We start from the raw sequence: 24,545 nt of genomic DNA on the forward strand, positions 1-24,545 counted from the left end.
AAAGAATGCAGGGTTGGTAAAGCGCGGGGTCGATCAGTGAGCTTCCAATAACGGGTCGAGCGCGCGGACGTGCTCGACGTGCCAGCCGAGCGGCACCACGTCACCCACCGCGAGGGCCGGATCCAGCTCGGCAATCGGTTGTTTGACGAAGAAGTCGGCCTTGCCACACACCTCCAGACGCACACGCACGTGGTCGCCCAGGTAGATGAATTCCTCCACCCGACCGGAGAAGCGATTCGTGCAGGCCTCGCTGGAGCCGTTCAACAGCACCCGTTCCGGGCGGATCGACAGGGTCACCGGCTCGCCGGTCTGACCGACGTTGACCGCCAGTGCCTCGACCTTCTCGCCGCGCGCCAGCTCGACCACGCAGCGCTCACCCGTGTGGCTGAGCAGGCGCCCATTGATGCGGTTGTTCTCGCCGATGAAGTTGGCGACGAAGGTGTTCTTCGGCTCTTCATACAGGGTGCGCGGCGCGGCGATCTGCTGGATCTCGCCCTGATGGAATACCGCCACCCGGTCGGACATGGTCAGCGCTTCGCCCTGGTCGTGGGTGACGTAGACCACGGTCACGCCGAGGCGCTTGTGCAGGTGTTTGATTTCCATCTGCATGTGCTCGCGCAGCTGTTTGTCCAGCGCGCCAAGCGGCTCATCCATCAGCACCAGTTGCGGCTCGAACACCAGTGCACGGGCCAGCGCCACGCGCTGCTGCTGGCCGCCGGAGAGCTGGCCGGGATAGCGGTTGCGAAAGCTGTCGAGCTGCACCATCGACAGCGCGCGCTTGACCCGCTCGCTGATGTCGGTCTTGCTCAGGCCACGCACCGACAGCGGAAACGCCAGGTTCTCCGCCACGGTCATGTGCGGGAACAAGGCGTAGTTCTGAAAGACCATGCCGATGTCGCGCTTGTGCGGCGGGACGTTGTTAATCGAGCGCCCGGCGAGGAGAATTTCCCCGGCGGTGGGCGTCTCGAAACCGGCCAGCATCATCAGGCTGGTGGTTTTGCCGGAGCCGGACGGCCCGAGCAGGGTGAGGAATTCGCCTTTGCGAATATCCAGGTTGAGGTCTTTGACGATGAGGTTCTCGCCGTCGTAGCTCTTCTGTACGCCACGGAAGCTGACCAGCACATCGTTCGCTTGCGTCTCGACCATAACCACACCTTTGATTTTTTTGTATGTCGTGGTTAAAGACTAGAGAAGCCTGCAGACAGCGCAAATCGGGGGGTATGAGAGATTGCTATAAGAACAGTGGACGACTGTGGGTAGGGATTGCCCTACACGCACGGCGCGAACAGGCATGGACCGGCGGGCGGCGACGGCGAGCTGGGCCTGTCGCCGCGCAATGGGGGTCGCAAATGGATATGTCGCTGCTGAAGATGCGCCGGGGAATGCCGTAGGGCGGACTCCAGAGCGCAGCGAACAGTCCGCCGCCTGGCGTTGCGTGGCATGACCTGGCGTACTGCTGCGCGAATACGCCCTACCGCATCAGACCAGCTTATGCTCCAGGGCATAGCGCACCAGATCCGCCACCGAGCCGGCATTCAGCTTTTGCATCAAGCGTGCCTTGTGGGTGCTGATGGTCTTGTTGCTGAGCGCCAGTTGCTGGGCGATATCGTTGACGTTGGCACCCTGGACCAGGCGCTCGAACACCGAGAACTCGCGCTCGGACAGCCGCGCATGCAACGGCCGTGAATCGGTCAGGCCGACTTCGAAGACCATCCGGTCGGCCAGCTCCGGGTCGATATAGCGGCCGCCGGCGGCCACCTTGCGAATCGCCGTGAGCAGCAACGCCGGGTCGCTGTCCTTGGTCGCGTAACCCGCCGCCCCGACCTTCAAGGCCCGCGCGGCCATCTGCGCCTCATCGTGCATCGACAACACCAGGATCGCCGGCGCATGGTGCAAGGCGCGAATCCGTGGAATCGCCTCCAAGCCGTTGACACCGGGCATGGAGATATCCAACAGCACCACCTCGCACTCGACCTGCCGCAGGATTTCCAGCAACTGCTCGCCATTACTGGCTTCGCCGACCACGCTGAGGTCTTTGGCCAGGCCGATCAGTTGCTTGATGCCCTCACGGACGATGGTGTGATCTTCGGCAACCAGAACACGAATCACGCAGGTGTCTCCTTAGGCTGGGGCCTGTCAATCCAATGGGATGCGCACGCTCAAGGTGGTGCCTTCGCCGAGCCGACTGTCGAGCGTCAAGCTGCCACCGAGCATCAGCACGCGCTCACGCATGCCGACCAGGCCGAAGGAGCTGGAGCGGCCCGGGGCGACGACGAAACCGCAGCCATCGTCGCTGACCGTCAGGCACAACGCACCCTCTTCCAGTGCCAGGCGCAGTTCGACAGTATGCGCCTGCGCATGCCGCATGACGTTGGTCAGCGCCTCCTGGAGGATGCGAAACAGGCCGATGGCCTTGGCGTCCGCCAGCGCCGGCAAGTTCTCCGGCACCTGCACCAGGCAGGGAATCTGCGTGCGCGCCTCGAAGCGCTGGGCCTGCCATTCGATCGCCGAGCCGATGCCCGCGTCGAGGATCGGCGGACGCAGGGCGGTGGCCACATCGCGCACCAGTTGGAACAGATTGGCGATCAAGCGCTTCATGCTGTTCAGGCGTTCCTGCAAGCCCGGGTCAAGCTCGGCATAGGCCAGCTCGCACATCGAGGTTTCCAGCTTGAGCACGGTCAACACTTGGCCCAGCTCATCATGCACTTCACGGGCGATGCGGGCTTTTTCCTCTTCGCGCACGCTCTCCAGGTGCGCCGACAACTCGCGCAGTTGCGCGCGCGACTCGGCCAGTTCCAGCTCGATGCGCTTGTTCTCGCTGATGTCCCAGACGATGCCGTCCCAGACCACCAAACCATCCTGCAGATGCCGGGCAATCGCCTTGATATCCGCCCAGCGCTGCTCACCCTCGCGGGTCAGGATGCGGCCCTGCCAATGCCAATCACTGTCGCTGGCGAGCGCCTGATCCTGGCTGCGGTGATAACTGGCTTTATCGTCCACATGCACCAGGCTGCGCAGGCCGCGGTCGGCGGCCAGCAGCGTGCTGGCGGAATAGCCGACCAGGCTTTCGCTGCCTTCGCTGATAAAGGCAAAGTCCACCGCCGCATCGGGTTGCGAGCGCTCCAGGCGGAACACCAGGCCCGGCACGTTGGCGGCGATGCCTTGCAGGCGTGCTTCACTTTCCTGCAGGGCGGCCAGGGCTCGCCGCCGCTCGGTGACGTCGGTGAGGTACACCACCAGGTACTCGGCCTGGCGAAAACGCAGGAAGCTCAGCGACACATCGGCCGGCAGCGCACTGCCGTCGGCGCGGCGGCAATTGGTCTCGAAACTCAAGGGCCCCTCCTCGCTCGAACGCGCACGCTTCCACAGCGCCAGCCAGCGATCCATATGCAGGCTCGGCTCGAATTCGATCAACGGCCGATCGACCACGCCCCCCGGCACATAACCGAGCATCTGCTCCGCCGCACGGTTGGCGTAGCGCACGTGGCTGTCCCAGTTGACCCAGAGAATGCCGACTGTGCTTTGGTCGATGGAGAACTGGGTCAGGCGCAGCGCTTCTTCCGCCGCCTCGCGCAATTCGATAGCGTGCCGCGCAGCCAGCAAACTGCGCTCCAGCGTATGCAGTTGGCGACGCAACCAGAACAGGCAGGCCAGTGCCGCCAGCAGCAACACCGCGAGCAGCAAGCCGAGGTTCTGCCAGAAGCCCGGCGACTCGGCGAGCCGTGGGTACTTGAGCTGCAACCAGCGCCCGTGCAGTTGATCCAGCTGCTTGGGGGAGATCGTCCGCAGCGCGCTATCGATGATCCCGGACAGCTCCGGCCAGTCGCGCCGCGAGGCGATACGCAGCAGTTGCGGCAAGCCGATATCACCGACCACGGCGAGCTCGGCGAATTCGCTCTCGCGGGATAAGCGACTGAGCTGCGCCTCATCGATCACCGCATATCTGACCTGCTGGCCGAGCAGGTTCTGCAGCGCCTGGCGCTCGCTGGTCGCCGCTTGCAGGTTGAGGTTGATGTAGGTGCCGCGCAGGTAGTCCGCCACCGCACTGGGCATGCGCACGGCGACCGGATCTTGCGCACCGAGCTGTTCCAGATCGACCGCCGCGCCGCCATTGCGCGCGCCCACGAGCAACTGCGGCACGCGCATATAGGGGTCGGAATACAACCACAGCCTGAGCCCGGCCGGGGTCTGGCTCAGGCCCGGGGCCAGGTCGACTTGCCTGGCCCGCACCGCGGCTTCCAGCGCGGCCTGATCGGCATACTGCTGCCAGACCAGCTCGACCTGCAGCGCCGCCGCCAGCCAATTCATCAGCTCGACATTGGCCCCGGAGAGCTGCTGCAGGCGCCGATCGAATTGCGCATAAGGCGCCTGCAAGACCACCCCGACGCGCAACTGCCGATGCTCCGTCAACCAGGCGCGTTGCTGCTCATTCAGCGGCAACGCCACCGCTGCCGCTGCCGCGCTGAGGGCCGGCGTTGGCAGCAACAGCCAACAGGTCAGGAGGCAAAGGGTCAGCAAACGAATCATCCAGCGCACAGCCCCAGGTCGGTTAGAAAAGGACAACCGCCATACCTTACTCCAGCCCACCCAGATCCGGCGAAGGCGCGGCCTGACCAAGAGCCAGCAAGCTATTAGGTTGCCGCCATAGCTCCCGGTCTGGACTGTTCCGCTGCACCCACTACCGCGCCGGGCAGCTAGCGAAAACCGCGGCGCTCACGGATCAAGCCGTAAGCGCCGTGCAGCTCACGGGTTTTCTCCGTAGCCTCGCGTACCCGCGCGGGATCGGCTCCGGCGCCGAGCAGTTTGTCCGGATGGTGCCGGCTCAATAGCCGCCGGTAAGCCCGCTTGATCGCGGCGGGTTCGCTGTCGGCAGTCACGTCGAGCAAGCGCAAGGCGTTCTGATAGGCCGCCGCACTCTGCAACAACGATCCCTTCTGCGGCTCATATTCACCGCCCAGTGCGGCAACCCGGTCGCTGCGCCAACCCAGCCACTTGCCCCACAGCAGAATCAGCCCGCGCTCACCCGCGGTCACCCGCCCATCGGCCCAGGCCATCCGCCAGCAGGCTCGCAGCAGCTCTTCGACCCGGCCTTCATGGTTGCGCAGTTGGCGTAAGGGCAGGCGCAAGCCCTCCCGCCCGGCCTTGCCACGGCTGAAGGCTTCGATGGCCCGCCGCTGCCCCGCGTCATCCAGTTGCAGCCGGCGCATCTCGGCGCGCGCCAGTTGGATATGGGCTTCCAGCACCTGCCCTTCGCTCTTGGCCAAACGCCCGAGCAACACAAACAGCAGTTCCTCATCGCTCGGCATGGGCGCCGCGCCTAAGCGCTCACGCAGGCTCACCCAACTCTGCAAGCCCATACGGCGATCCAACACCTGCCCGAGCAGGGTGCCGAGCAGCGCGCCGGGGATGCTGGCCAACGCCAGGCCCGCAGCCGCACCGAGCAGCGTGGCCGGCCAAAGCATCTCAGCCCGCCACCGCGAGCAAACGCTCGACGTGCGCCAGCCGCTCGTGGGTACCGACATCCACCCAGCGCCCGCCGAACCGCTCACCGCTGACTTGGCCCGCGGCCATCGCCTGACGCAGCAAGGGCGCCAGCTTGAAGGCGCCCGCCTGGCAGTCGGCAAACAGCGCCGGATCGAGCACCGCGATCCCGCTGTAGGTCAGGCTCGGCGCACCGTCCTGGCCATCGCCGACCCGGCCATCCGCCAGGCAGAAGTCGCCGCGGGCGTGATGCGCCGGGTTATCCACCAGCACCAGATGGGCCAAGCCGCTTAGGGGTCGCTGCAGCGTGGCAAAGCCGTAATCGGTCCAGATATCGCCGTTGACCACCAGAAACGGCGCATCGCCGAGCAGCGACAAGGCCCGGAAGATCCCCCCGCCGGTCTCCAACGGCTCACCTTCGGCGGAGTAACAGATGTGCAGCCCAAAGCGTGCGCCATCGCCCAGGTGGTCCTCGATCTGCTGGCCGAGCCAGGCGTGGTTGATCACCACCTCGCGAAAGCCCGCCGCCGCCAACGCCCGCAGATGATATTCGATCAACGGCACGCCGGCCACCGGCACCAAGGGCTTCGGCGTGTGCAGGGTCAAGGGCCGCATGCGCTCGCCTTTGCCGGCGGCGAGGATCATCGCCCTCATGCCGGAGCGACCTCGGCCTGCGGCAGGCTGGCCAGGAGTTCACCGAGTTCGGCCAACTCAGGCCGACGCGCCAACACTGCGTCGATATAACGGAAGAAGCGCGGCACATCGCCGAGGTACTTAGGTTTGCCGTCACGGTGGCAGATGCGCGCGAAGATGCCGATGACCTTGAGGTGACGCTGCACCCCCATCAAATCACTGGCCCGCAGGAAGTCCTCCAGCTCGGGCTGCACAGGAATGCCGGCCTCACCCGCCAGCTGCCAATAACCCGCCAACCAGCTGCGCACCTGCGCTTCCGGCCAGCTGAGGAAGGCGTCCTTGAACAGGCAGGTGACGTCATAGGTGACCGGGCCGTAGACCGCATCCTGGAAATCCAACACTCCCGGCTTAGGCTCACTGTCCATCAGGTTGCGCGGCATATAGTCACGGTGCACCAGCACTTGCGGCTGGGCCAAGGCGCTGTCGATCAACAGCACGCAGACCCGCTGCCAGGCCGCCAGTTGCTCGCCACTCAGCTCGACCCCGAGTTGGCGCCGCAGATACCAATCTGGAAACAGCTGCAACTCGCGGCGCAGCAAGGCCTCGTCATAGCTCGGCAGTTGCGCATCCAGTGGCAGTTGCTGGAACGCCAACAACGCCTGCAACGCACCGGCGAACAAGGCCTCGGCGTTATCCGGGTTGATCACCTCGAGGTAGGTCTGCCGGCCCAGATCGGAGAGCAACAGAAAGCCCCGCTGCAGATCCGCAGCCAAGATCTGCGGCACGTTGACCTGCGCCTCGGCCAGTAAACCGGCAACCTTGACGAAGGGGCGACAATCTTCCTGCGGCGGCGGGGCATCCATCACGATCAAACTGCGGCCCGCCCCCTCCCAGCGAAAGTAACGCCGAAAGCTCGCATCACTACTGGCCGGCGTCAGCGTCGAGGGTGGCACGACACCCCAGCCCTTGGCGGTAAACAGTGCCGGTAAATGCTGGTCGAGCCAGCCAGTCAGCTGTTGCAGGCGTACATCTTCATCAAGCATTACAAGGGTCTCCGACGGCGCTAGCCGTTGTGCGGGTCATGCTTTATTATCCAGCATCTTTTTCAGCCCATCGAGAGGCGTGCGGTCCTAGCGGGCCGATGGCGCGCAGGAAGCCCGGACTACAAGATGGCAGTAAAATACCCCGCGTTTCGTAAAAAATTCCCACTGCTGGTTACCGGCAGTCTATTGGCCTTGCAATCCGTTGCCACCCAATATGTGGTCGCCGCCGAGCAGTTTGACTGCAAGGTGTCCGCATCTGGCGGCTGGGCCTGTACCCCGAAGGCGGATGCCGCCGCGCTCCCACCACGTCCCGTGCATAGCACTGGCGCGGTGAGCTCGACGGTTGGCACCGTCGCAGAAAAGCCGAGCAGCACAGGCGCCGCCACCGAAGGGCAACCCCCTCAGCTGGTTACCGAGAGTGAGGGCAAAGGCCTGGCGACACGTAGCGCCGACTTCAGCCATCTGGACTGGGTGCCCCGCGACAAGCTCAGCGCCGCCCAGCTGGCCGAGACCGGACCTTACTGTGCCGGCGCCTATATCGAGCCGACCCGCCCCGGGATGAACGACCAGACGCCGCTCGATGAAGCGCCGATGTTCGTCTCGGCCAAGGCCTCGCGCTACGAGCAAGAACAGCAAGTCGCCACCCTGGCCGGCGATGTGGTGCTGCGCCAAGGCAGCATGCAAGTCGAAGCCGACGAGGCCAGCCTGCACCAAGCCGAGAACCGCGGCGAACTGAACGGCAACATCAAGCTGCGCGATAACGGTGCCCTGGTCGTCGGCGATCACGCCGAACTGCAGCTCGACAATGGCGAAGCCAAGATCGATAACGCCGAATACGTGCTCCACAAGGCCAGTGTTCGCGGCAACGCGCTGTACGCCAAACGCCAGGAAGACGCCATCATTCGTCTCAAGGATGGCACCTACACTCGCTGCGAACCGGGCAGCAACGCGTGGAACCTGAAAGGCAACAACATCACGTTGAACCCGGCCACCGGCTTCGGCACGGCCACCAACGTGACCCTGCGGGTGAAGGACATTCCAGTCTTTTACACGCCGTACATCTATTTCCCGATCGACGACCGGCGCCAATCAGGCTTCCTGCCGCCGAGCATCGGCACGTCCAGCGACACCGGCTTCATGCTGGTCACGCCTTACTACTTCAACCTGGCGCCGAACTACGACGCCACCCTCTATCCGCGCTACATGAGCGAGCGCGGCCTGCTGCTGGAAGGTGAGTTCCGCTACCTGACCAAAAGCAGCGAGGGGCAACTGGGCGCAGCCTACCTGGATGACCAGGAAGACGAGCGCAAGGACCAGCCAAAGTTCGCAGACCAGCGCTACCTCTATAACTGGCAACACAAGGGTGGTCTGGACTCGCGCCTGCTGGCCGAAGTCGACTACACCAAAATCAGCGATCCGTACTACTTCCAGGATCTGGAAACCGACCTGGATGTCAGCAACCAGACCTTCGTCGACCAGCAAGGCAGCCTGACCTACCGCGGCGACAGCTATGTCGCACGACTCAATGCGCATGCCTATGAGTTGGCTACGGTGACGGACGTCACGCCCTATGATCGACTGCCACAGGTCACCTTCGATGGTGCCCTGCCGTTCCAGCCCGGTGGTTTGAACTTTACCTACGGCACCGAGTTCGTCCGCTTCGACCGTAACCTGGATGAATATGTCTTCGCCGGCACGGCAAGCCCGGACAGCAACCTACGGGGACTGACACGGACCAACGGCGACCGCGCCCATGTCGAGCCAGGCGTCGGCCTGCCGCTGAACTGGAACTGGGGCTTCGTCAAGCCGGGGGTCAAGTACCTCTACACCGATTACAGCCTGGATCTGGATCAGCAGGGTAAAAACGACCTAACCGCCGCCGGCCAGAGCTTCGAGAGCAGCCAGGATCGTGGTGTTCCGCTGTACAGCCTGGATAGCGGCCTGTATTTCGACCGCGATACCACGTTCTTCGGCAAGGGCTTCCGCCAGACGCTGGAACCGCGCCTGTACTACCTGAATGTGCCGTTCCGCGATCAGTCGGACATCCCGGTCTTCGACACCAGCGAAACCACCTTCAGTTATGCCTCCTTGTTCCGTGAGAACCGTTTCTCCGGCAAGGATCGCATCGGTGACGCGAACCAGCTGTCGCTCGGCACCGCCAGCCGCTTTATCGAGCCGAACGGCTTCGAGCGTGCCCGCGTCGCCGTCGGCCAGATCTTCTACTTCGAAGACCGCCGCGTGCAGCTGCCGGGTATCGACGAGAAAGAGACTGCCTCCACCTCGCCGTACGCCCTGACCGGTCAATATCGCTTCAACCGCGACTGGCGCCTGTCCTCCGACTACAACTGGGATCCCGACCAGGGCGAAACCCGCTCGGGCAACCTGATGTTCCATTACCAGCCGGAAGCCGAGCCAGGCAAGATCGTCAACGCCGGCTACCGCTACCGTAACGACACCAGGCGCTTCAACCCGAACACCGGTGAGTTCGAGTTCGGCGGTGAGGAGTTCAAGATTGACCAGTCCGACTTCTCGGTCATCTGGCCAGTCGTCCCGCAGTGGAGCGCGATTGCCCGCTGGCAGTTCGACTACAACCAGAGCCGTACGCTCGAGGCCTTCGGTGGCTTCGAATACGACAGCTGCTGCTGGAAGCTGCGCCTGATCAACCGTTACTGGGTCGAGTACGATGAGTTCAACCTCACTCGTAACGAAGAGAAAGGCGACCGCGGGATCTTCCTGCAAATCGTGCTGAAGGGCCTCGGTGGCGTCGTCGGCAATAAGGTTGAGGGTTTCCTCGACCAAGGCATTCAAGGTTACCGTGAACGTGAAGACCAAGCTTTCTGATTGTCTGCGCCCGCTGTTGCTGGGCGCAGTGTTTCTGGGTACCGCGGCGCAGGCCGAAGTGCAATCCATCAACCGCGTCGTGGCCATCGTCGATACCGATGTCATCATGCAGAGCCAGTTGGATAGCCGTCTGCGCGAGGTGCAACAAACCATCGCCAAGCGCGGCGCCGCCCTGCCGCCGGAACATGTGCTGAGCCAGCAAGTGCTAGAGCGGCTGATCATCGAGAACATCCAGCTACAAATCGGTGATCGCTCAGGCATCCGCATCACCGACGAAGAACTGAACCAGGCGATCGGCACGATCGCCCAGCGCAATAACCTGAGCGTTGAACAGTTCCGCGCGGCGCTGGCCCAGGATGGCCTGTCCTACGACGATGCCCGCGATCAGGTGCGCCGGGAAATGGTCATCAGCCGCGTACGGCAACGGCGGGTGGCCGAGCGCATTCAAGTGACCGACCAGGAAGTGCAGAACTTCCTCGCCTCCGACCTGGGCAAAATGCAGCTTTCGGAAGAGTTCCGCCTGGCCAACATTCTCATTCCAGTTCCGGAAAGCTCGTCGCCAGAGACCATTCAGGCCGCCGACCGGCAAGCCAGAGAGCTCTATCAGCAACTGCAGCAAGGCGCCGATTTTGCGCAGCTGGCAATCGCCCGTTCCGCCAGTGAAACCGCCCTCGAAGGCGGTGAAATGGGCTGGCGCAAAGCCGCACAGATGCCACCGCCGTTCGACAGCATGATCCGTGCCCTGTCCGTCGGTGAAGTGACCGAGCCGATGCGCACTCCCGGCGGTTTTATCATGCTCAAGCTGCTGGAAAAGCGCGGTGGCGGCTCCCAGGTGCGCGACGAAGTGCATGTCCGGCACATCCTGATCAAACCGAGCGAAATCCGCAGCGAAGCGGAGACCCAGCGCCTGGCCGAGCGCCTCTATGAGCGCATTCTGGCCGGCGAAGATTTTGCCGAACTGGCCAAGAACTTCTCGGAAGACCCGGGCTCCGCGTTGAATGGCGGCGATCTCAACTGGATCGACCCGAACTCCCTGGTTCCGGAGTTTCGCCAGGTGATGGCGCATACCGCCAGTGGCGAACTGTCCAAACCGTTCAAGAGCCCCTATGGCTGGCACGTGCTGCAGGTCATGGGGCGCCGCGCCACGGATAGCAGCGCAGAGTTCCGCGAACAGCAGGCCTTGAATGTGCTACGCAACCGCAAATACGACGAAGAGCTGCAAGCCTGGTTGCGCCAAATCCGCGACGAGGCCTATGTAGAAACCAAGCTGTGACTCCACGGCGCTTCGCTCTAACGCCTGGCGAGCCGGCCGGTATCGGTCCCGACCTATGCCTGCTAATCGCCCAGCACGCCCAGCCCCACCCCCTGATCGCGATTGCCAGCCGTGACCTGCTCGTCGAGCGGGCCGCGCAACTGGCGCTGAGCGTACGCTTACTGGCGGTCACGCCGAGCGCCTGGCCGGATGCACCGGCAGCGGCCGGCTGTCTGTACGTCTGGGATACGCCCTTGCGCGCAGCAGTGGTCCCCGGCCAGCTAGACCCGGCAAACGCCGCCTATGTGTTGGAAACCCTGACCCGGGCCGGCCAAGGCTGTGTAAACGGGGACTTCGCCGGGATGATCACCGCCCCGGTGCACAAAGGCGTGATCAACGAGGCGGGGATCGCCTTCTCCGGTCACACCGAGTTTCTCGCCGAGCTCACCCACAGCGCACAGGTGGTGATGCTCTTGGCTACCCGCGGCCTGCGCGTAGCCCTGGTGACCACCCATCTGCCACTCAAAGAGGTGGCCGCGGCCATTACCGCCGAACGCCTGGAGCGGGTCACCCGCATCCTGCACGCCGATCTGGTCAGCAAGTTCGGCATCGCCGCGCCACGTATCCTGGTCTGCGGCCTGAATCCGCATGCCGGCGAAGGTGGTCATCTCGGCCGCGAAGAGATCGACGTCATCGAACCCACGCTGGAACGTCTGCGCAGCGACGGCCTGAACCTGATTGGCCCGCTGCCGGCCGACACCCTTTTCACCCCCAAATATCTGGAGCACTGCGACGCAGTGCTGGCGATGTACCACGATCAGGGCCTGCCGGTGCTGAAGTACAAAGGCTTTGGCGCCGCCGTTAATGTGACCCTGGGCCTGCCGATCATCCGTACCTCGGTCGATCACGGCACCGCACTGGATCTCGCCGCTAGCGGCAAGATCGACACCGGCAGCCTGCAGGTCGCGCTGGAAACCGCCTACCAGATGGCCGAGAGCCGCTAGGCTGGTCTTTATTTCCGGCGAGTTTCACAACGCGGTTCGCCATTAAACGTCAACAGAGCCTATATGACTGAGCACTACCAACACCGCGCCCGTAAGCGCTTCGGCCAGAATTTTTTGCATGATGCCGGGGTGATTCACCGCATCTTGCGCGCCATCTATGCCCGCCCAGCCGAGCGCTTACTCGAGATCGGCCCAGGCCAGGGCGCCCTGACGGAAGGCCTGCTCGCCAGCGGCGCACACCTGGACGTCGTCGAGCTGGACCTGGACTTGATTCCACTGCTCAAGCATAAATTCGATGCCAACCCCAACTTCACGCTGCACCAGGGCGATGCGTTGAAGTTCGACTTCGCCAGCCTGAATCCCGCGCCGCACAGCCTGCGCGTGGTTGGCAACCTGCCCTACAACATCTCCACGCCGTTGATTTTCCATCTGCTGGAGCATGCTTCGCTGATCCGCGACATGCACTTTATGCTGCAGAAGGAAGTGGTCGAACGCCTGGCGGCGACGCCCGGTGGCGGCGACTGGGGCCGCCTGTCGATCATGGTGCAGTACCACTGCCAGGTGGAGCATCTGTTCAATGTCGGCTCTGGCGCCTTCAAGCCCGCGCCCAAGGTCGACTCGGCCATCGTTCGCCTGGTGCCGCATGAAACCCTGCCGCACCCGGCGAAAGACCATCGGCAACTCGAACGCGTGGTCCGCGAGGCGTTTAATCAGCGCCGTAAAACGCTGCGCAATACGCTGAAGGCCCTACTCAGCAGCGACGCGATCGAAGCCGCCAATGTCGATGGCAGCCTGCGCCCCGAGCAACTGGATCTGGCCGCTTTTGTCCGCCTGGCGGACAAACTGTGCGAGCAGACGAGCGCCGAGTAGGCCCTGCGGCGCGGCTCGGGAAATACGTTCAAGCCTTCACTCGGCAAAATTGAACAGTTATTTTTCAGGCCGCGCACTAAACTCGACTCCCGGCTGTTCCGCCATCAGAGCCATTCGCATGTCCGATCCCCGTTACCAGGTCGACGTCAGCGTCGTCACCCGCTTTCTGCCGGAGCAGTCGCAGCCGGAGCAGAACCGCTTTGCTTTCGCCTATACCGTGACCATCCACAACAATGGCCAACTACCGGCCAAGCTGCTGTCGCGCCACTGGCTGATTACCGACGGTGATGGCCGCGTGCAGGAAGTCCGTGGCCCTGGCGTGGTTGGCCAGCAACCGCTGATCGAGCCGGGCCAGAGTCATACTTACAGCAGCGGCACGGTCATGGGCACCAGCGTCGGCAATATGCAGGGCAGTTACCAGATGCTCGCCGATGACGGTAAACGCTTCGACGCGATCATCGCGCCGTTCCGCCTGGCCGTACCTGGGGCCCTGCACTGATGACGCTGTATGCCATCGGCGATCTGCAAGGCTGTCTGGAACCCCTGCAATGCCTGCTGCAACGCGTCGCCTTCGATCCCAGCAAAGACCGCCTGTGGCTGGTCGGCGACCTGGTCAATCGCGGCCCGCAGTCACTGGAAACCCTGCGCTTTCTCTACGCCATGCGCGACTCTCTGGTTTGCGTGCTGGGCAATCACGACCTGCACCTGCTAGCGGTGGCGCACAATATCGAGCGGCTGAAGAAAGCCGACACCCTGCGCGAGATCCTTGAGGCACCGGATCGCGACGACCTGCTCGACTGGCTGCGACGGCAGAAGCTGCTGCACTACGACGCCGAGCGCGACATCGCGCTGGTACATGCTGGTATCCCGCCGCAGTGGACACTGAAGAAGGCCCTCAAATATGCCGCCGAAGTCGAAGAGGCCCTGCTCGACGATGCCCGTCTGCCACTGTTCCTCGACGGCATGTATGGCAACGAGCCAACCAAGTGGGACAAGGATCTCCAGGGCGTGACGCGCCTGCGGGTGATCACCAATTACTTCACCCGCATGCGTTTTTGCAAAGCCGACGGCACACTAGACCTGAAGAGCAAAGAAGGACTCGGGAGCGCGCCGCCCGGCTATGCCCCCTGGTACAGCTACGCCGACCGCAAAACCCGCGGGCAGAAGCTGATCTTCGGCCACTGGGCCGCCCTGGAAGGCCAGTGCAACGAGCCTGGTCTGTTTGCCCTGGACACCGGTTGCGTGTGGGGCGGGGCCATGACTTTATTGAATGTCGATAGCGGCGAGCGCCAGCGCTGCGACTGCACGGAGAACCGTCCATGAGTGAGTTCAAACGCATCCCCCCGGAACAGGCCCACGCCCTGCGCGAACAAGGTGCAGTGGTGGTCGATATCCGCGACCCACAGAGCTTTGCCCTCGGCCATATCAGCGGCTCACGGCATCTGGACAACCACTCGCTACACGACTTCATCGCCAAGGCCGATCTCGACAAACCGCTGATCGTCACCTGCTACCACGGCAACTCCAGCCAGAGCGCCGCAGCTTATCTGGTCAACCAGGGCTTCTCCGAGGTGTACAGCCTGGATGGCGGCTTCGAGCTATGGCGCGCGACCTTCCCGGCCGAGACGGCCACCGGGCAGGCCGAATAAAAATTTTCTGGATGGCGACCCGCGCCATTCCTGGGCTGCCGCCCTGCTCTGACGAACGGTAATCTCTTGTTATCGTTTCGTGATCCTTGACCTTGCCGATTCCGAACTACTCTTAGCTCAGGCCATCCAAAATAGGGGAGAGCCGGCACACCGGCTTCCGGGCTATCGGCAGTGACCTTTTAGGTGTTCTGGGGGATTCTCATCCGCCGACTCGTCGGCGGAGTGCCAGCACCCGCACGACCGATCCCGCGCCGGCTCCGAGCATCAAGCGAGGTGACGTCATGAGTATTTTCAGCCACTTCCAACAGCGTTTCGAAGCAACCCGCCAGGAGGAGTATTCCCTTCAGGAATACCTCGAACTGTGCAAGCAAGACCGCAGCGCCTATGCCTCCGCGGCTGAACGCCTCCTGCTAGCCATTGGCGAACCGGAGTTCCTCGATACCTCCCACAACTCCCGACTATCGCGAATCTTCTCCAACAAGGTGATCCGCCGCTACCCGGCCTTTGCCGACTTCCATGGCATGGAAGAGTGCATCGACCAGATCGTCTCCTTCTTCCGCCATGCCGCCCAAGGCCTGGAAGAGAAGAAGCAGATCCTCTATCTGCTTGGCCCCGTCGGTGGCGGCAAATCCTCACTCGCGGAAAAACTCAAGCAACTGATGGAGAAGGTGCCCTTCTACGCGATCAAGGGCTCACCGGTCTTCGAGTCGCCGTTGGGGCTGTTCAATACCGCCGAGGACGGCGCGATTCTCGAAGAAGACTTCGGCATTCCGCGGCGCTACCTGAGCACCGTCATCTCGCCTTGGGCGACCAAGCGCCTGACCGAGTTCGGTGGCGACATCAGCCAATTCCGCGTAGTCAAACTCTACCCCTCGATCCTTAATCAGATCGCCATCGCCAAGACCGAACCGGGCGACGAGAACAACCAGGACATCTCCGCCCTGGTCGGCAAGGTCGACATCCGCAAGCTGGAAGACTTCCCGCAGAACGACGCCGACGCCTACAACTACTCCGGCGCCCTGTGCCGCTCCAACCAGGGCCTGATGGAATTCGTCGAGATGTTCAAGGCACCGATCAAGGTGCTGCACCCGTTGCTGACAGCCACCCAGGAAGGCAACTACAACAGCACCGAGGGCCTCGGCGGCCTGCCGTTCAGCGGCATCCTGCTGGCCCACTCCAACGAGTCGGAATGGCATAGCTTCCGCAACAACAAGAACAACGAAGCCTTTATCGATCGGATCTACATCGTCAAGGTGCCCTACTGCCTGCGCGTCAGCGACGAGATCAAGATTTACGACAAGCTGCTGACCAATAGCTCCCTGGCCAAGGCCCATTGCGCCCCAGACACCCTGAAGATGCTGGCGCAGTTCTCGGTGCTGTCGCGGCTGAAGGAGCCGGACAACTCCAACGTCTACTCGAAGATGCGCGTCTACGACGGCGAAAACCTCAAGGACACCGACCCCAAGGCCAAGTCGATCCAGGAATATCGCGACAGCGCCGGCGTCGACGAAGGCATGAACGGCCTGTCGACCCGCTTCGCCTTCAAGATCCTCTCCAAGGTGTTCAACTTCGACCCGCACGAAATCGCCGCGAATCCGGTGCACCTGTTGTATGTGCTGGAACAACAGATCGAGCAGGAGCAATTCCCCGCCGAGATCCGCGAACGCTACCTGCGCTACATCAAGGAATACCTGGCGCCGCGTTATATCGAGTTCATCGGCAAGGAGATCCAGACCACCTACCTCGAGTCTTACAGCGAGTACGGGCAGAACATCTTCGATCGCTACGTGCTGTACGCCGACTTCTGGATTCAGGACCAGGAATACCGCGACCCGGAAACCGGCGAAATTCTCAATCGCGTGGCCCTCAACGAGGAGTTGGAGAAGATCGAAAAACCCGCAGGGATCAGCAACCCGAAGGATTTCCGCAACGAAATCGTCAACTTCGTGCTGCGTGCCCGCGCCAACAACAACGGCAAGAACCCGACCTGGCTCAGCTACGAGAAGCTGCGCGTGGTGATCGAGAAGAAGATGTTCTCCAACACCGAGGATCTGTTGCCGGTCATCAGCTTCAACGCCAAGGCGAGCAAGGAGGATCAACAGAAACACAACGACTTTGTCTCCCGCATGGTCGAGCGCGGCTACACCGACAAGCAGGTACGGCTGCTGTCCGAGTGGTATCTGCGGGTCAGAAAGTCGCAGTAACCCGCCACCGGCCTGGCCGGTCGTTGTTGCCGCAGAGCCTGCGCCCAGTCACGGCCGCAGGCTCTAAGGAGCGCCCATGAGCTATGTGATCGACCGCCGCCTGAACGGCAAGAACAAGAGCACGGTGAACCGCCAGCGCTTCCTGCGGCGTTATCGTGATCACATCAAGAAGGCGGTGGAAGAAGCCGTCGGCCGCCGCTCCATCACCGACATGGAGCACGGCGAACAGATCAGCATTCCCGGTCGCGATATCGATGAGCCGCTGTTTCATCACGGTCGGGGCGGTAAGCAGACCATCGTCCATCCTGGCAACAAGGAGTTCACCGCCGGCGAGCGCATCCCGCGCCCAGCAGGCGGTGGCGCAGGCAAAGGCGCCGGCAAGGCCAGCAACACTGGCGAGGGTATGGACGAGTTCGTCTTCCAGATCACTCAGGAGGAGTTTCTCGACTTTATGTTCGAGGATCTGGAACTACCCAACCTGGTGAAACGCCACCTGGCCGGCAGCGACACCTTCAAAACGGTGCGCGCGGGGATCAGCAATGAAGGCAATCCCTCGCGGATCAATATCATCCGCACCCTGAGAGCGGCCCATGCCCGACGCATCGCGCTGTCCGGCAGCAGCCGCATTAAACTGCATCTCGCAGAGCTCGAGCTGGAACGGCTTAAATGCGAAGAACCCGACAACTTCGACGACATTCAACGCACCGAGGCCGAAATCATTCGCCTGCGCGCGCGCATCAAAAAGGTGCCCTTCCTCGACACCTTCGACCTCAAATACAACCTGCTGGTCAAGCAACCGAATCCCAGCTCCAAGGCGGTAATGTTCTGCCTGATGGACGTCTCCGGCTCCATGACCCAGTCCACCAAGGACATCGCCAAGCGTTTCTTCATCCTCTTGTACCTGTTCCTCAAACGGAACTACGAGAAGATCGAGGTGGTGTTTATCCGCCACCACACCAGCGCCCGCGAGGTCGATGAGGAGGAGTTCTTCTACTCCCGGGAAACCGGCGGCACCATAGTCTCCAGCGCCCTCAAGCTGATGCAGGAAGTCATGGCCGCGCGCTATCCGGTCAACGAATGGAACATCTACGCCGCCCAGGCCTCGGATGGCGACAACTGGAATGACGATTCGCCTATTTGCCGTGACATCCTGCTCAAGCAAATCATGCCGTTCGTGCAGTACTTCACCTACGTCGAGATCACCCCGCGCGAACACCAGGCGCTGTGGTTCGAGTACGAACAGGTCAGCGAGACCTTCGCCGACACCTTCGCCCAGCAGCAGCTGGTGTCCGCCGGCGACATCTATCCGGTGTTCCGCGAACTCTTCCAGCGCCGGCTCGTAACATGAGGTCTTCCGACATGACCGCTCGTGAGAAAAAAGGCCAACCGCTTTCCACCGGCTCGGAATGGACCTTCGAGCTGATTCGCGCTTACGACCGCGAAATCAGTCGGATCGCCGAAGGCTATGCGCTAGACACCTACCCGAATCAGATCGAAGTGATCACCGCCGAGCAGATGATGGATGCCTACGCCTCCGTCGGCATGCCGCTCGGCTATCACCACTGGTCCTACGGCAAACACTTCCTCAGTACCGAGAAGTCCTACAGCCGCGGGCAGATGGGCCTGGCCTACGAGATCGTGATCAACTCCGACCCCTGCATCGCCTACCTGATGGAAGAGAACACCATGTGCATGCAGGCCTTAGTGGTCGCGCATGCCTGCTACGGGCACAACAGCTTCTTCAAGGGCAATTACCTGTTCCGCACCTGGACCGACGCCAGCTCGATCATCGACTACCTGGTGTTCGCCAAGCAGTACATCATGCAGTGTGAAGAGCGCTACGGCATCGACGCCGTGGAAGACCTGCTGGACTCTTGCCATGCCCTGATGAACTACGGCGTGGACCGCTACAAGCGGCCCTACCCGATCTCCGCCGAAGAGGAACGGCGGCGGCAGAAAGACCGTGAGGAGCACCTGCAAAAGCAGATCAACGACCTCTGGCGGACCATCCCCAAAGGCGCCGGCAAGGGCGGCGATAAAGACAGCAAGCGCTTCCCCGCTGAGCCCCAGGAAAACATCCTGTATTTCCTCGAGAAGCACGCGCCGTTGCTGGAGCCCTGGCAGCGCGAAGTGGTGCGCATCGTGCGCAAGATCGCGCAATACTTCTATCCACAACGCCAGACCCAGGTGATGAACGAAGGCTGGGCGACCTTCTGGCACTACACCCTGATGAACGACCTGTATGACGAAGGCTTGGTCACCGACGGCTTTATCATGGAGTTCCTCCAGTCGCACACCAGCGTGATCTACCAACCGCCTTTCGACAGCCCCCATTACACCGGCATCAACCCCTACACCCTGGGTTTTGCCATGTACCGCGACATCCGCCGCATCTGCGAAGAGCCGACCGAAGAGGACAAACGCTGGTTCCCGGATATCGCCGGCAGCGACTGGCTGGCGACCCTGAAATTCGCCATGAATAGCTTCAAGGATGAGAGTTTTATCCTGCAGTACCTCTCCCCCAAGGTGATCCGCGACCTGAAGCTGTTCAGCATCATGGATGACGACCAGAAGGACGAGCTGCTGGTCTCCGCGATCCACGACGAACCGGGTTATCGCATCATCCGCGAAACCCTCGCCGCCCAGTACAACCTCGGCAACCGCGAACCCAACATCCAGATCTGGAGCATCGATCGCCGCGGCGACCGCTCACTGACCCTGCGGCATCAGCAGCACGATCGTAAGCCGCTGGGCGATTCCACCGAGGAGGTACTGAAACACCTGCACCGCCTGTGGGGCTTCGACATCCATTTGGAAACCGTGCAGGGCGAGCAAATCGTCCATACCCAACATGTCCCCCCCAGGTCCGAGCAAGAGGGCACAGGCGACTACCCACGGCTCGACCTGATGATCCCGCCCATTTGATCGGTTGACCGCTCGCGAGCCGCCGCCGAGCCTGCCATTATCGTCCGCGGAGCCTGCCGCCCATGCGTGTGTTTGTCGTTTTACTGCTCTGCCTGGCACTGGCCAGCTGCGCCAGCCACATCCCCCAGATCAGTGTGCTGCAAGCCGCCGCGCCCGCCTTAACGAGTCGCCATAGCTTTCAATTGCTGCCGCCGGAGCAGGCGCTCAGCGGCGAGCTGCCTTTGCGTGAACACTACGTCCAACTCGAATCGCTGCTACACCAAGGCCTCGCCGAACGCGGCTATCATGAAAGCCCGCAGCCCGAGTTGCGGGTGTATTACTGGCTGGCCCTGCGCGACACCCCGCTGGAATTTCGCGTCGACACGCCGCCACCCAACCCGCTCGGCGCCTACCAGGCCATCCACCGCCTGCACGATGAAACCGGCACCCTGCGCTTACGGCTAACCGACCTGAACGGCCAGGTGCTCTGGGAAGGCCTGGCCAGCACCGGACTGAGCCCCGCCTGGGATAGCGCCGAACAGTTGCAAAGCGCCGTAGCCGCGCTACTGCAACACATCCCCGTCGCCCACTGAGCCTCCGTTTTCAGGACACAGCGGTTATGCTGTCGCGCTAACGGAGGGGGTTTTCCATGCAGATTTACAAGGTCGGCGGCGCCGTGCGCGACCGCTTGCTCGGCCGCCCGGTCACCGACATCGATTGGCTGGTGGTCGGCGCCAGCGCCGAAGAGATGCAAGCCCAGGGCTTTCGCCCGGTTGGCGAGGATTTCCCGGTATTTCTCCACCCGCAGAGCGGCGAGGAATACGCCCTCGCCCGTACCGAGCGCAAAAGCGGGCACGGCTACGGCGGCTTTACCTTCCACGCCAGCCCCGAGGTCACCCTGGAAGAAGACCTGCTCCGCCGCGATCTGACGATCAACGCCATGGCCGAGGACGACCACGGCGCGTTGTACGACCCCTACGGCGGCCAGCGCGACCTTGCCGCCCGTCTGCTGCGTCACGTCTCTCCGGCCTTCGCCGAAGACCCGCTGCGGGTGCTGCGCGTCGCCCGCTTCGCCGCCCGTTATGCACCATTGGGGTTTAGCGTCGCAGCGGAAACCCTGACGTTGATGCGCCAGCTCAGCGAGTCTGGCGAACTGCTGGCGCTGACCCCCGAGCGGAGCTGGAAAGAGATTTCCCGCGCCCTGCTGGAGCCATGCCCGGAGGTGTTCATCGAAGTGCTGCGCGACTGTGGCGCGCTCAAGGCGTTGCTGCCGGAAGTCGACGCACTGTTCGGCGTGCCGCAACCGGCCGCCCATCATCCGGAAATCGACACCGGCGCCCATGTGCTCAGCGTATTGCGCCAATGTGCCGCGCATGCACAGCCACTGACGGTGCGCTGGGCCTGCCTGCTGCATGACCTGGGCAAAGGTCTGACACCGGAAAGCCAGTGGCCACGGCATATCGCCCACGAACACAACGGCCTGCGCCTGATTCGCACGGTCAATGAGCGCTGCAAAGCACCGCGCGATTGCCAGGAACTGGCCCTGCTGGTCGGCGAGTATCACACCCAAGGCCATCGCGCCCTGGAGCTAAAGCCCGCGACCCTGCTGGAACTGCTGCAGAGCTTCGACAGTTATCGCCGGCCGCAGCGCTTCGAGGAGTTCATCGCCGCCTGCGAGATGGACGCCCGTGGTCGCCTGGGCCTGGAACAACGCGACTACCCACAGGCCGCCTACCTGCGCGGCGCCGCCGCGGCTGCACGCGCGGTGACGGTACAACCGTTATTGGCGCAAGGCTTCCAAGGTGCGGAGCTGGGGGCGGCGTTAAAGCGTGAGCGGCACAAGGCGCTTAAGGCCTACAAAGAAACACAGACATCGTAGGCTGGGTAGAGCGCAGCGAAACCCAGCGGCGGCGTGCAAGCTGGGTTTCGCCTACGCCGCTACCCAGCCTACGACACAGGCGAAGGGAATGCCGAGCGCAGCGCCTCAGGCGTCAAGTCGGCACCGCGCCAGCAGAACGCCACCGGCCACAGAGCCTGATCGATCCGCGCCCCTTGCCAGAGCTCGGCGAAAGTCTGCCCCACTCCCGGATGCAGCCTCTGCGGCGCCAACAGCGCCAGCGGCCAGAGCACGAAAGCGTTTTTCAGGATTTCCGCGCGCGGCAGCACCAGACCGTCGAAATTGCCGACCTGCTCACCATACAGCAGCACGTCGATATCCAGCGGCAGGCCCTTGCGCTCAGGCGCATAACGGCCATTGTCCGCCTCGATGAACTTCAATCGCCGATCCAGCTCGATCAGCGGCAGATCGGTTTGCGCGGCCACCACCAGGTTGAAGAAGGGGCCGCTTTTGATCCCCACCGCCTGACTCTCGAATACCGGTGAGCAGTGCAACTCCTGCAGAAAGCCTGACAGCGCCTCGAGACCGGCAGTCAAATGCGCCTCGCGCTCGATATTGCTACCGAGGCCAAGCAAGATAGGGGTCAGAGACATCCGCGCTCGATCTCCACACCGACCCCACCACTGGCCGCCGGCACGGCGCCGGGCTTGGTCAACTTCAAACGCAGCCCGGGAATCTTGAATTCGCGCATCAAGGTCTCGGCCAGACGTTCGGCAAAGGTTTCCACCAAGAGAAACTGCGCCTCGGCGGCAAACGCCTGAATCCGCGCCGCCACGGCGGCATAGTCGAGCGCCTGAGTCAGGTCATCGCCGGCCGCTGCCGGGCGATTATCCCAGCCAAAACTCAGGTCCAAGCGTAGACACTGGCGAATCTCACGCTCCCAGTCATACGCACCGATCACGGTGTCGACTTCCAGACCTTCGATAAACACTCTGTCCAAGCACTCTGCTCCGCCGCACGACAAGGGCGCAGGGCCCCGTTAGAATCGGGGCTTATCCGCCCCGGAATGGATACCATGTTTTGGTTGCTGGCGATCCTCGCCTACCTGCTCGGTTCGCTGTCCTTCGCCATTCTGCTCAGCCGTCTGGCTGGCGGCCCGGATCCTCGCGCCAGTGGCTCGGGCAATCCCGGTGCGACCAATATGCTGCGGGTCGCTGGCAAAAAGCTGGCGATCCTGACTCTGCTCGGCGATCTGCTGAAAGGCCTGCTGCCCGTCTTGATCGCACACCTACTGGGCTTTCATCTCCAACAACAAGCCTGGATCGGCCTGGCCGCCGTGATCGGCCATCTCTATCCGCTGTACTTTCACTTCCGCGGCGGCAAAGGCGTGGCCACTGCCGCCGGCATGCTGCTCGGCCTCTACCCACCGGCCGCCTTGCTGGCTGTTGGCGCCTGGGCGCTGACCTTCCGGCTCACGCGCACCAGCTCACTGGCGGCCTTGATCGCTACGCCGCTAACCCTGCCGTTACTGGCTTGGCAGCAACCAGAGGCACTCTTACCGATGAGCGTGTTGACCGGCCTGATCGTCTGGCGGCACCGCGGCAATCTACGCGACCTGTTCGCTGGGCGTGAACGACACTTCTGAATCGGCCACCTGAAGCCGGCTCAAGCTCAGCCCAACCCACACTCATTACACTTAGAGCGCCGGCAGTTGCTCCATCGGCCAGCGCGCCTGCACCTTGATGCTCGGCCCCTCGTGCTGACCGGCCTGCAGGCGCTGGCAACCGGCGTAGGCGATCATCGCGCCGTTGTCGGTGCAAAATGCCGGGCGTGCGTAAAAGACCTTGCCGTTGAGCTCCGCAAGCATTTTTCCCAGTGACCGGCGCAGTGCCTGATTGGCGCTAACGCCACCCGCGATCACCAGACGCTTGAGGCCAGTTTGCTTAAGGGCTCGCCGACACTTGATGGTCAGAGTCTCCACCACCGCATGCTGGAAGGCCAGGGCGATGTCGCAACGGGTCTGCTCGCCGTCGTCGCCAGTGCTGCGGCACTGCTGCCAGGTGTTCAAGGCAAAGGTTTTCAAGCCACTGAAGCTGAAATCCAGGCCAGGCCGGTCGGTCATCGGCCGCGGGAAAACGAAACGCCCCGGCGTGCCACTTTCCGCCAGACGGGCAATTTCCGGCCCGCCGGGATAGCCCAGACCGATCAACTTGGCGGTCTTATCGAAAGCCTCACCGGCGGCATCGTCCAGCGACTCGCCGAGCAATTGATAACGGCCGATACCCTCCACCAGCACCAATTGGGTATGCCCGCCGGAAACCAAGAGAGCGACAAACGGAAACTCCGGCGGCTGCTCTTCCAGCATCGGCGCCAGCAAATGCCCCTCCATGTGATGCACGCCCAAAGCCGGAATCCCCCAGGCAAACGCCAACGCTTGAGCACAGGAAGCGCCGACCAGCAGCGCACCGACCAGGCCGGGGCCGGCGGTATAGGCAATGGCATCGATCTCGCCCGGCGCGCAGCCCGACTCCGCCAGCACCTGACGGATCAGCGGCAACATGCGCTTGACGTGGTCGCGCGAGGCCAGTTCCGGCACCACCCCGCCATAGACGCGGTGCAGATCAATCTGGCTGAACAGGGCATCCGCCAGCAGACCTCGCTCGCTGTCATACAGCGCGACGCCGGTTTCATCACAAGAGGTTTCTAATCCCAGTACGAGCATGGGTTTGTCCCTTCAGCCTGGGCAAATTCGAAGGCGCGCATAATAATCGCCCCCCCAGGCCCCGGCCAGCGGTTTTCGATCAGAGGCTTTGCATTCCTGGCGATG

The 24,545-nt window shown here is 62.8% G+C and carries 22 protein-coding genes; 13 read left to right on the top strand and 9 right to left on the bottom strand.

Annotated features, from left to right (window positions below; all coding sequences use genetic code 11):
• Nucleotides 1-33: 33 nt before the first annotated feature.
• The 6 genes from FFS12_RS18220 to FFS12_RS18245 all read right to left on the bottom strand — a co-directional run bounded on the left by FFS12_RS18220 (nt 34) and on the right by FFS12_RS18245 (nt 7,157).
• Nucleotides 34-1,146 carry an ABC transporter ATP-binding protein gene (locus FFS12_RS18220; protein WP_137888926.1) on the bottom strand — a complete coding sequence of 371 codons (1,113 nt, stop codon included), beginning with the start codon at nt 1,144-1,146 and terminating at the stop codon, nt 34-36.
• Nucleotides 1,147-1,479: 333 nt separating this feature from the next.
• Entirely contained in the window at nt 1,480-2,109 is a 630-nt protein-coding gene (locus FFS12_RS18225) for a response regulator transcription factor (RefSeq protein ID WP_137888928.1), read from the bottom strand.
• Nucleotides 2,110-2,136: 27 nt separating this feature from the next.
• Nucleotides 2,137-4,527 carry a PAS domain S-box protein gene (locus FFS12_RS18230; protein ID WP_137888930.1) on the bottom strand — a complete coding sequence of 797 codons (2,391 nt, stop codon included), beginning with the start codon at nt 4,525-4,527 and terminating at the stop codon, nt 2,137-2,139.
• A gap of 167 nt (nt 4,528-4,694) precedes the next feature.
• On the bottom strand, nt 4,695-5,462 hold the full coding sequence (locus FFS12_RS18235; RefSeq protein WP_137888932.1) for a TerB family tellurite resistance protein: 768 nt from the start codon (nt 5,460-5,462) through the stop codon (nt 4,695-4,697).
• A 1-nt stretch (nt 5,463) separates the two neighbouring features.
• On the bottom strand, nt 5,464-6,135 hold the full coding sequence (gene murU, locus FFS12_RS18240) for an N-acetylmuramate alpha-1-phosphate uridylyltransferase MurU (protein WP_137888934.1): 672 nt from the start codon (nt 6,133-6,135) through the stop codon (nt 5,464-5,466).
• A complete protein-coding gene (locus FFS12_RS18245) occupies nt 6,132-7,157 on the bottom strand; it encodes an aminoglycoside phosphotransferase family protein (RefSeq protein WP_137888935.1) in 1,026 nt (341 codons plus the stop codon). Before FFS12_RS18245 ends, murU begins: the two co-directional genes overlap by 4 nt.
• A 126-nt stretch (nt 7,158-7,283) precedes the next feature.
• Between FFS12_RS18245 and FFS12_RS18250 the strand changes: the two genes are divergently transcribed.
• The 12 genes from FFS12_RS18250 (at nt 7,284) to FFS12_RS18305 (ending at nt 21,760) form a co-directional block, all read left to right on the top strand.
• On the top strand, nt 7,284-9,998 hold the full coding sequence (locus FFS12_RS18250) for an LPS-assembly protein LptD (RefSeq protein ID WP_137888937.1): 2,715 nt from the start codon (nt 7,284-7,286) through the stop codon (nt 9,996-9,998).
• Nucleotides 9,979-11,271, top strand: a complete 1,293-nt coding sequence (locus FFS12_RS18255; RefSeq protein WP_171011917.1) for a peptidylprolyl isomerase — start codon at nt 9,979-9,981, stop codon at nt 11,269-11,271. Before FFS12_RS18250 ends, FFS12_RS18255 begins: the two co-directional genes overlap by 20 nt.
• Nucleotides 11,268-12,254 (top strand): 4-hydroxythreonine-4-phosphate dehydrogenase PdxA, encoded by a 987-nt coding sequence (pdxA, locus tag FFS12_RS18260; RefSeq protein ID WP_137888941.1) that lies wholly within the window; start codon nt 11,268-11,270, stop codon nt 12,252-12,254. The genes FFS12_RS18255 and pdxA overlap by 4 nt, the downstream gene beginning before the upstream one ends.
• A 63-nt stretch (nt 12,255-12,317) precedes the next feature.
• Entirely contained in the window at nt 12,318-13,124 is an 807-nt protein-coding gene (gene rsmA, locus FFS12_RS18265; protein ID WP_137888942.1) for a 16S rRNA (adenine(1518)-N(6)/adenine(1519)-N(6))-dimethyltransferase RsmA, read from the top strand.
• Nucleotides 13,125-13,242: 118 nt separating this feature from the next.
• Nucleotides 13,243-13,623: a Co2+/Mg2+ efflux protein ApaG gene (apaG, locus tag FFS12_RS18270; RefSeq protein ID WP_137888944.1), complete on the top strand. Its 381-nt coding sequence runs from the start codon at nt 13,243-13,245 to the stop codon at nt 13,621-13,623.
• Nucleotides 13,623-14,447, top strand: a complete 825-nt coding sequence (locus FFS12_RS18275) for a symmetrical bis(5'-nucleosyl)-tetraphosphatase (protein WP_137888946.1) — start codon at nt 13,623-13,625, stop codon at nt 14,445-14,447. The genes apaG and FFS12_RS18275 overlap by 1 nt, the downstream gene beginning before the upstream one ends.
• A complete protein-coding gene (glpE, locus tag FFS12_RS18280) occupies nt 14,444-14,773 on the top strand; it encodes a thiosulfate sulfurtransferase GlpE (protein WP_137888948.1) in 330 nt (109 codons plus the stop codon). Before FFS12_RS18275 ends, glpE begins: the two co-directional genes overlap by 4 nt.
• 281 nt (nt 14,774-15,054) lie before the next feature.
• The gene (locus FFS12_RS18285) at nt 15,055-16,977 is read left to right on the top strand and encodes a PrkA family serine protein kinase (RefSeq protein ID WP_137888950.1); all 1,923 of its coding nucleotides are present in this window, start codon (nt 15,055-15,057) and stop codon (nt 16,975-16,977) included.
• Nucleotides 16,978-17,053: 76 nt separating this feature from the next.
• A complete protein-coding gene (locus tag FFS12_RS18290; protein ID WP_137888952.1) occupies nt 17,054-18,325 on the top strand; it encodes a YeaH/YhbH family protein in 1,272 nt (423 codons plus the stop codon).
• An 11-nt stretch (nt 18,326-18,336) separates the two neighbouring features.
• Entirely contained in the window at nt 18,337-19,902 is a 1,566-nt protein-coding gene (locus FFS12_RS18295) for a SpoVR family protein (protein WP_137888954.1), read from the top strand.
• A 62-nt stretch (nt 19,903-19,964) separates the two neighbouring features.
• A complete protein-coding gene (locus tag FFS12_RS18300; RefSeq protein ID WP_137888955.1) occupies nt 19,965-20,474 on the top strand; it encodes a DUF4136 domain-containing protein in 510 nt (169 codons plus the stop codon).
• A gap of 56 nt (nt 20,475-20,530) precedes the next feature.
• The gene (locus FFS12_RS18305) at nt 20,531-21,760 is read left to right on the top strand and encodes a multifunctional CCA addition/repair protein (RefSeq protein WP_137888957.1); all 1,230 of its coding nucleotides are present in this window, start codon (nt 20,531-20,533) and stop codon (nt 21,758-21,760) included.
• Between the two features lie 68 nt (nt 21,761-21,828).
• Here the strand turns inward: FFS12_RS18305 and folK are convergent, their stop codons facing one another.
• Nucleotides 21,829-22,371, bottom strand: coding sequence for a 2-amino-4-hydroxy-6-hydroxymethyldihydropteridine diphosphokinase (gene folK / locus FFS12_RS18310; protein WP_137888959.1), 543 nt, complete (start codon nt 22,369-22,371; stop codon nt 21,829-21,831).
• Nucleotides 22,362-22,718 (bottom strand): dihydroneopterin aldolase, encoded by a 357-nt coding sequence (folB, locus tag FFS12_RS18315; RefSeq protein ID WP_137888961.1) that lies wholly within the window; start codon nt 22,716-22,718, stop codon nt 22,362-22,364. Before folB ends, folK begins: the two co-directional genes overlap by 10 nt.
• 75 nt (nt 22,719-22,793) lie before the next feature.
• Here folB and plsY point away from each other — a divergent pair, with 75 nt between their 5' ends.
• Nucleotides 22,794-23,363, top strand: coding sequence for a glycerol-3-phosphate 1-O-acyltransferase PlsY (gene plsY, locus FFS12_RS18320; RefSeq protein ID WP_137888963.1), 570 nt, complete (start codon nt 22,794-22,796; stop codon nt 23,361-23,363).
• Nucleotides 23,364-23,414: 51 nt separating this feature from the next.
• On the opposite strand, the gene tsaD is transcribed toward plsY, so the two are convergent.
• On the bottom strand, nt 23,415-24,440 hold the full coding sequence (gene tsaD / locus FFS12_RS18325) for a tRNA (adenosine(37)-N6)-threonylcarbamoyltransferase complex transferase subunit TsaD (protein WP_137888965.1): 1,026 nt from the start codon (nt 24,438-24,440) through the stop codon (nt 23,415-23,417).
• Between the last annotated feature and the right edge of the window lie 105 nt (nt 24,441-24,545).

It is taken from the genome of Pseudomonas sp. 2FE, from assembly GCF_005503735.1.
Lineage (GTDB): Bacteria > Pseudomonadota > Gammaproteobacteria > Pseudomonadales > Pseudomonadaceae > Aquipseudomonas.

Bases quoted from the DNA above. Each gene is read 5' to 3' on its own strand.
- folK (WP_137888959.1), bottom strand. From the start codon at position 22,371: ATGTCTCTGACCCCTATCTTGCTTGGCCTCGGTAGCAATATCGAGCGC.
- FFS12_RS18300 (WP_137888955.1), top strand. From the start codon at position 19,965: ATGCGTGTGTTTGTCGTTTTACTGCTCTGCCTGGCACTGGCCAGCTGC.
- plsY (WP_137888963.1), top strand. From the start codon at position 22,794: ATGTTTTGGTTGCTGGCGATCCTCGCCTACCTGCTCGGTTCGCTGTCC.
- rsmA (WP_137888942.1), top strand. From the start codon at position 12,318: ATGACTGAGCACTACCAACACCGCGCCCGTAAGCGCTTCGGCCAGAAT.
- FFS12_RS18220 (WP_137888926.1), bottom strand. From the start codon at position 1,146: ATGGTCGAGACGCAAGCGAACGATGTGCTGGTCAGCTTCCGTGGCGTA.
- apaG (WP_137888944.1), top strand. From the start codon at position 13,243: ATGTCCGATCCCCGTTACCAGGTCGACGTCAGCGTCGTCACCCGCTTT.
- FFS12_RS18230 (WP_137888930.1), bottom strand. From the start codon at position 4,527: ATGATTCGTTTGCTGACCCTTTGCCTCCTGACCTGTTGGCTGTTGCTG.
- FFS12_RS18305 (WP_137888957.1), top strand. From the start codon at position 20,531: ATGCAGATTTACAAGGTCGGCGGCGCCGTGCGCGACCGCTTGCTCGGC.
- FFS12_RS18295 (WP_137888954.1), top strand. From the start codon at position 18,337: ATGACCGCTCGTGAGAAAAAAGGCCAACCGCTTTCCACCGGCTCGGAA.
- FFS12_RS18285 (WP_137888950.1), top strand. From the start codon at position 15,055: ATGAGTATTTTCAGCCACTTCCAACAGCGTTTCGAAGCAACCCGCCAG.
- glpE (WP_137888948.1), top strand. From the start codon at position 14,444: ATGAGTGAGTTCAAACGCATCCCCCCGGAACAGGCCCACGCCCTGCGC.
- FFS12_RS18250 (WP_137888937.1), top strand. From the start codon at position 7,284: ATGGCAGTAAAATACCCCGCGTTTCGTAAAAAATTCCCACTGCTGGTT.
- FFS12_RS18275 (WP_137888946.1), top strand. From the start codon at position 13,623: ATGACGCTGTATGCCATCGGCGATCTGCAAGGCTGTCTGGAACCCCTG.
- murU (WP_137888934.1), bottom strand. From the start codon at position 6,135: ATGAGGGCGATGATCCTCGCCGCCGGCAAAGGCGAGCGCATGCGGCCC.
- tsaD (WP_137888965.1), bottom strand. From the start codon at position 24,440: ATGCTCGTACTGGGATTAGAAACCTCTTGTGATGAAACCGGCGTCGCG.
- FFS12_RS18290 (WP_137888952.1), top strand. From the start codon at position 17,054: ATGAGCTATGTGATCGACCGCCGCCTGAACGGCAAGAACAAGAGCACG.
- FFS12_RS18235 (WP_137888932.1), bottom strand. From the start codon at position 5,462: ATGCTTTGGCCGGCCACGCTGCTCGGTGCGGCTGCGGGCCTGGCGTTG.
- FFS12_RS18245 (WP_137888935.1), bottom strand. From the start codon at position 7,157: ATGCTTGATGAAGATGTACGCCTGCAACAGCTGACTGGCTGGCTCGAC.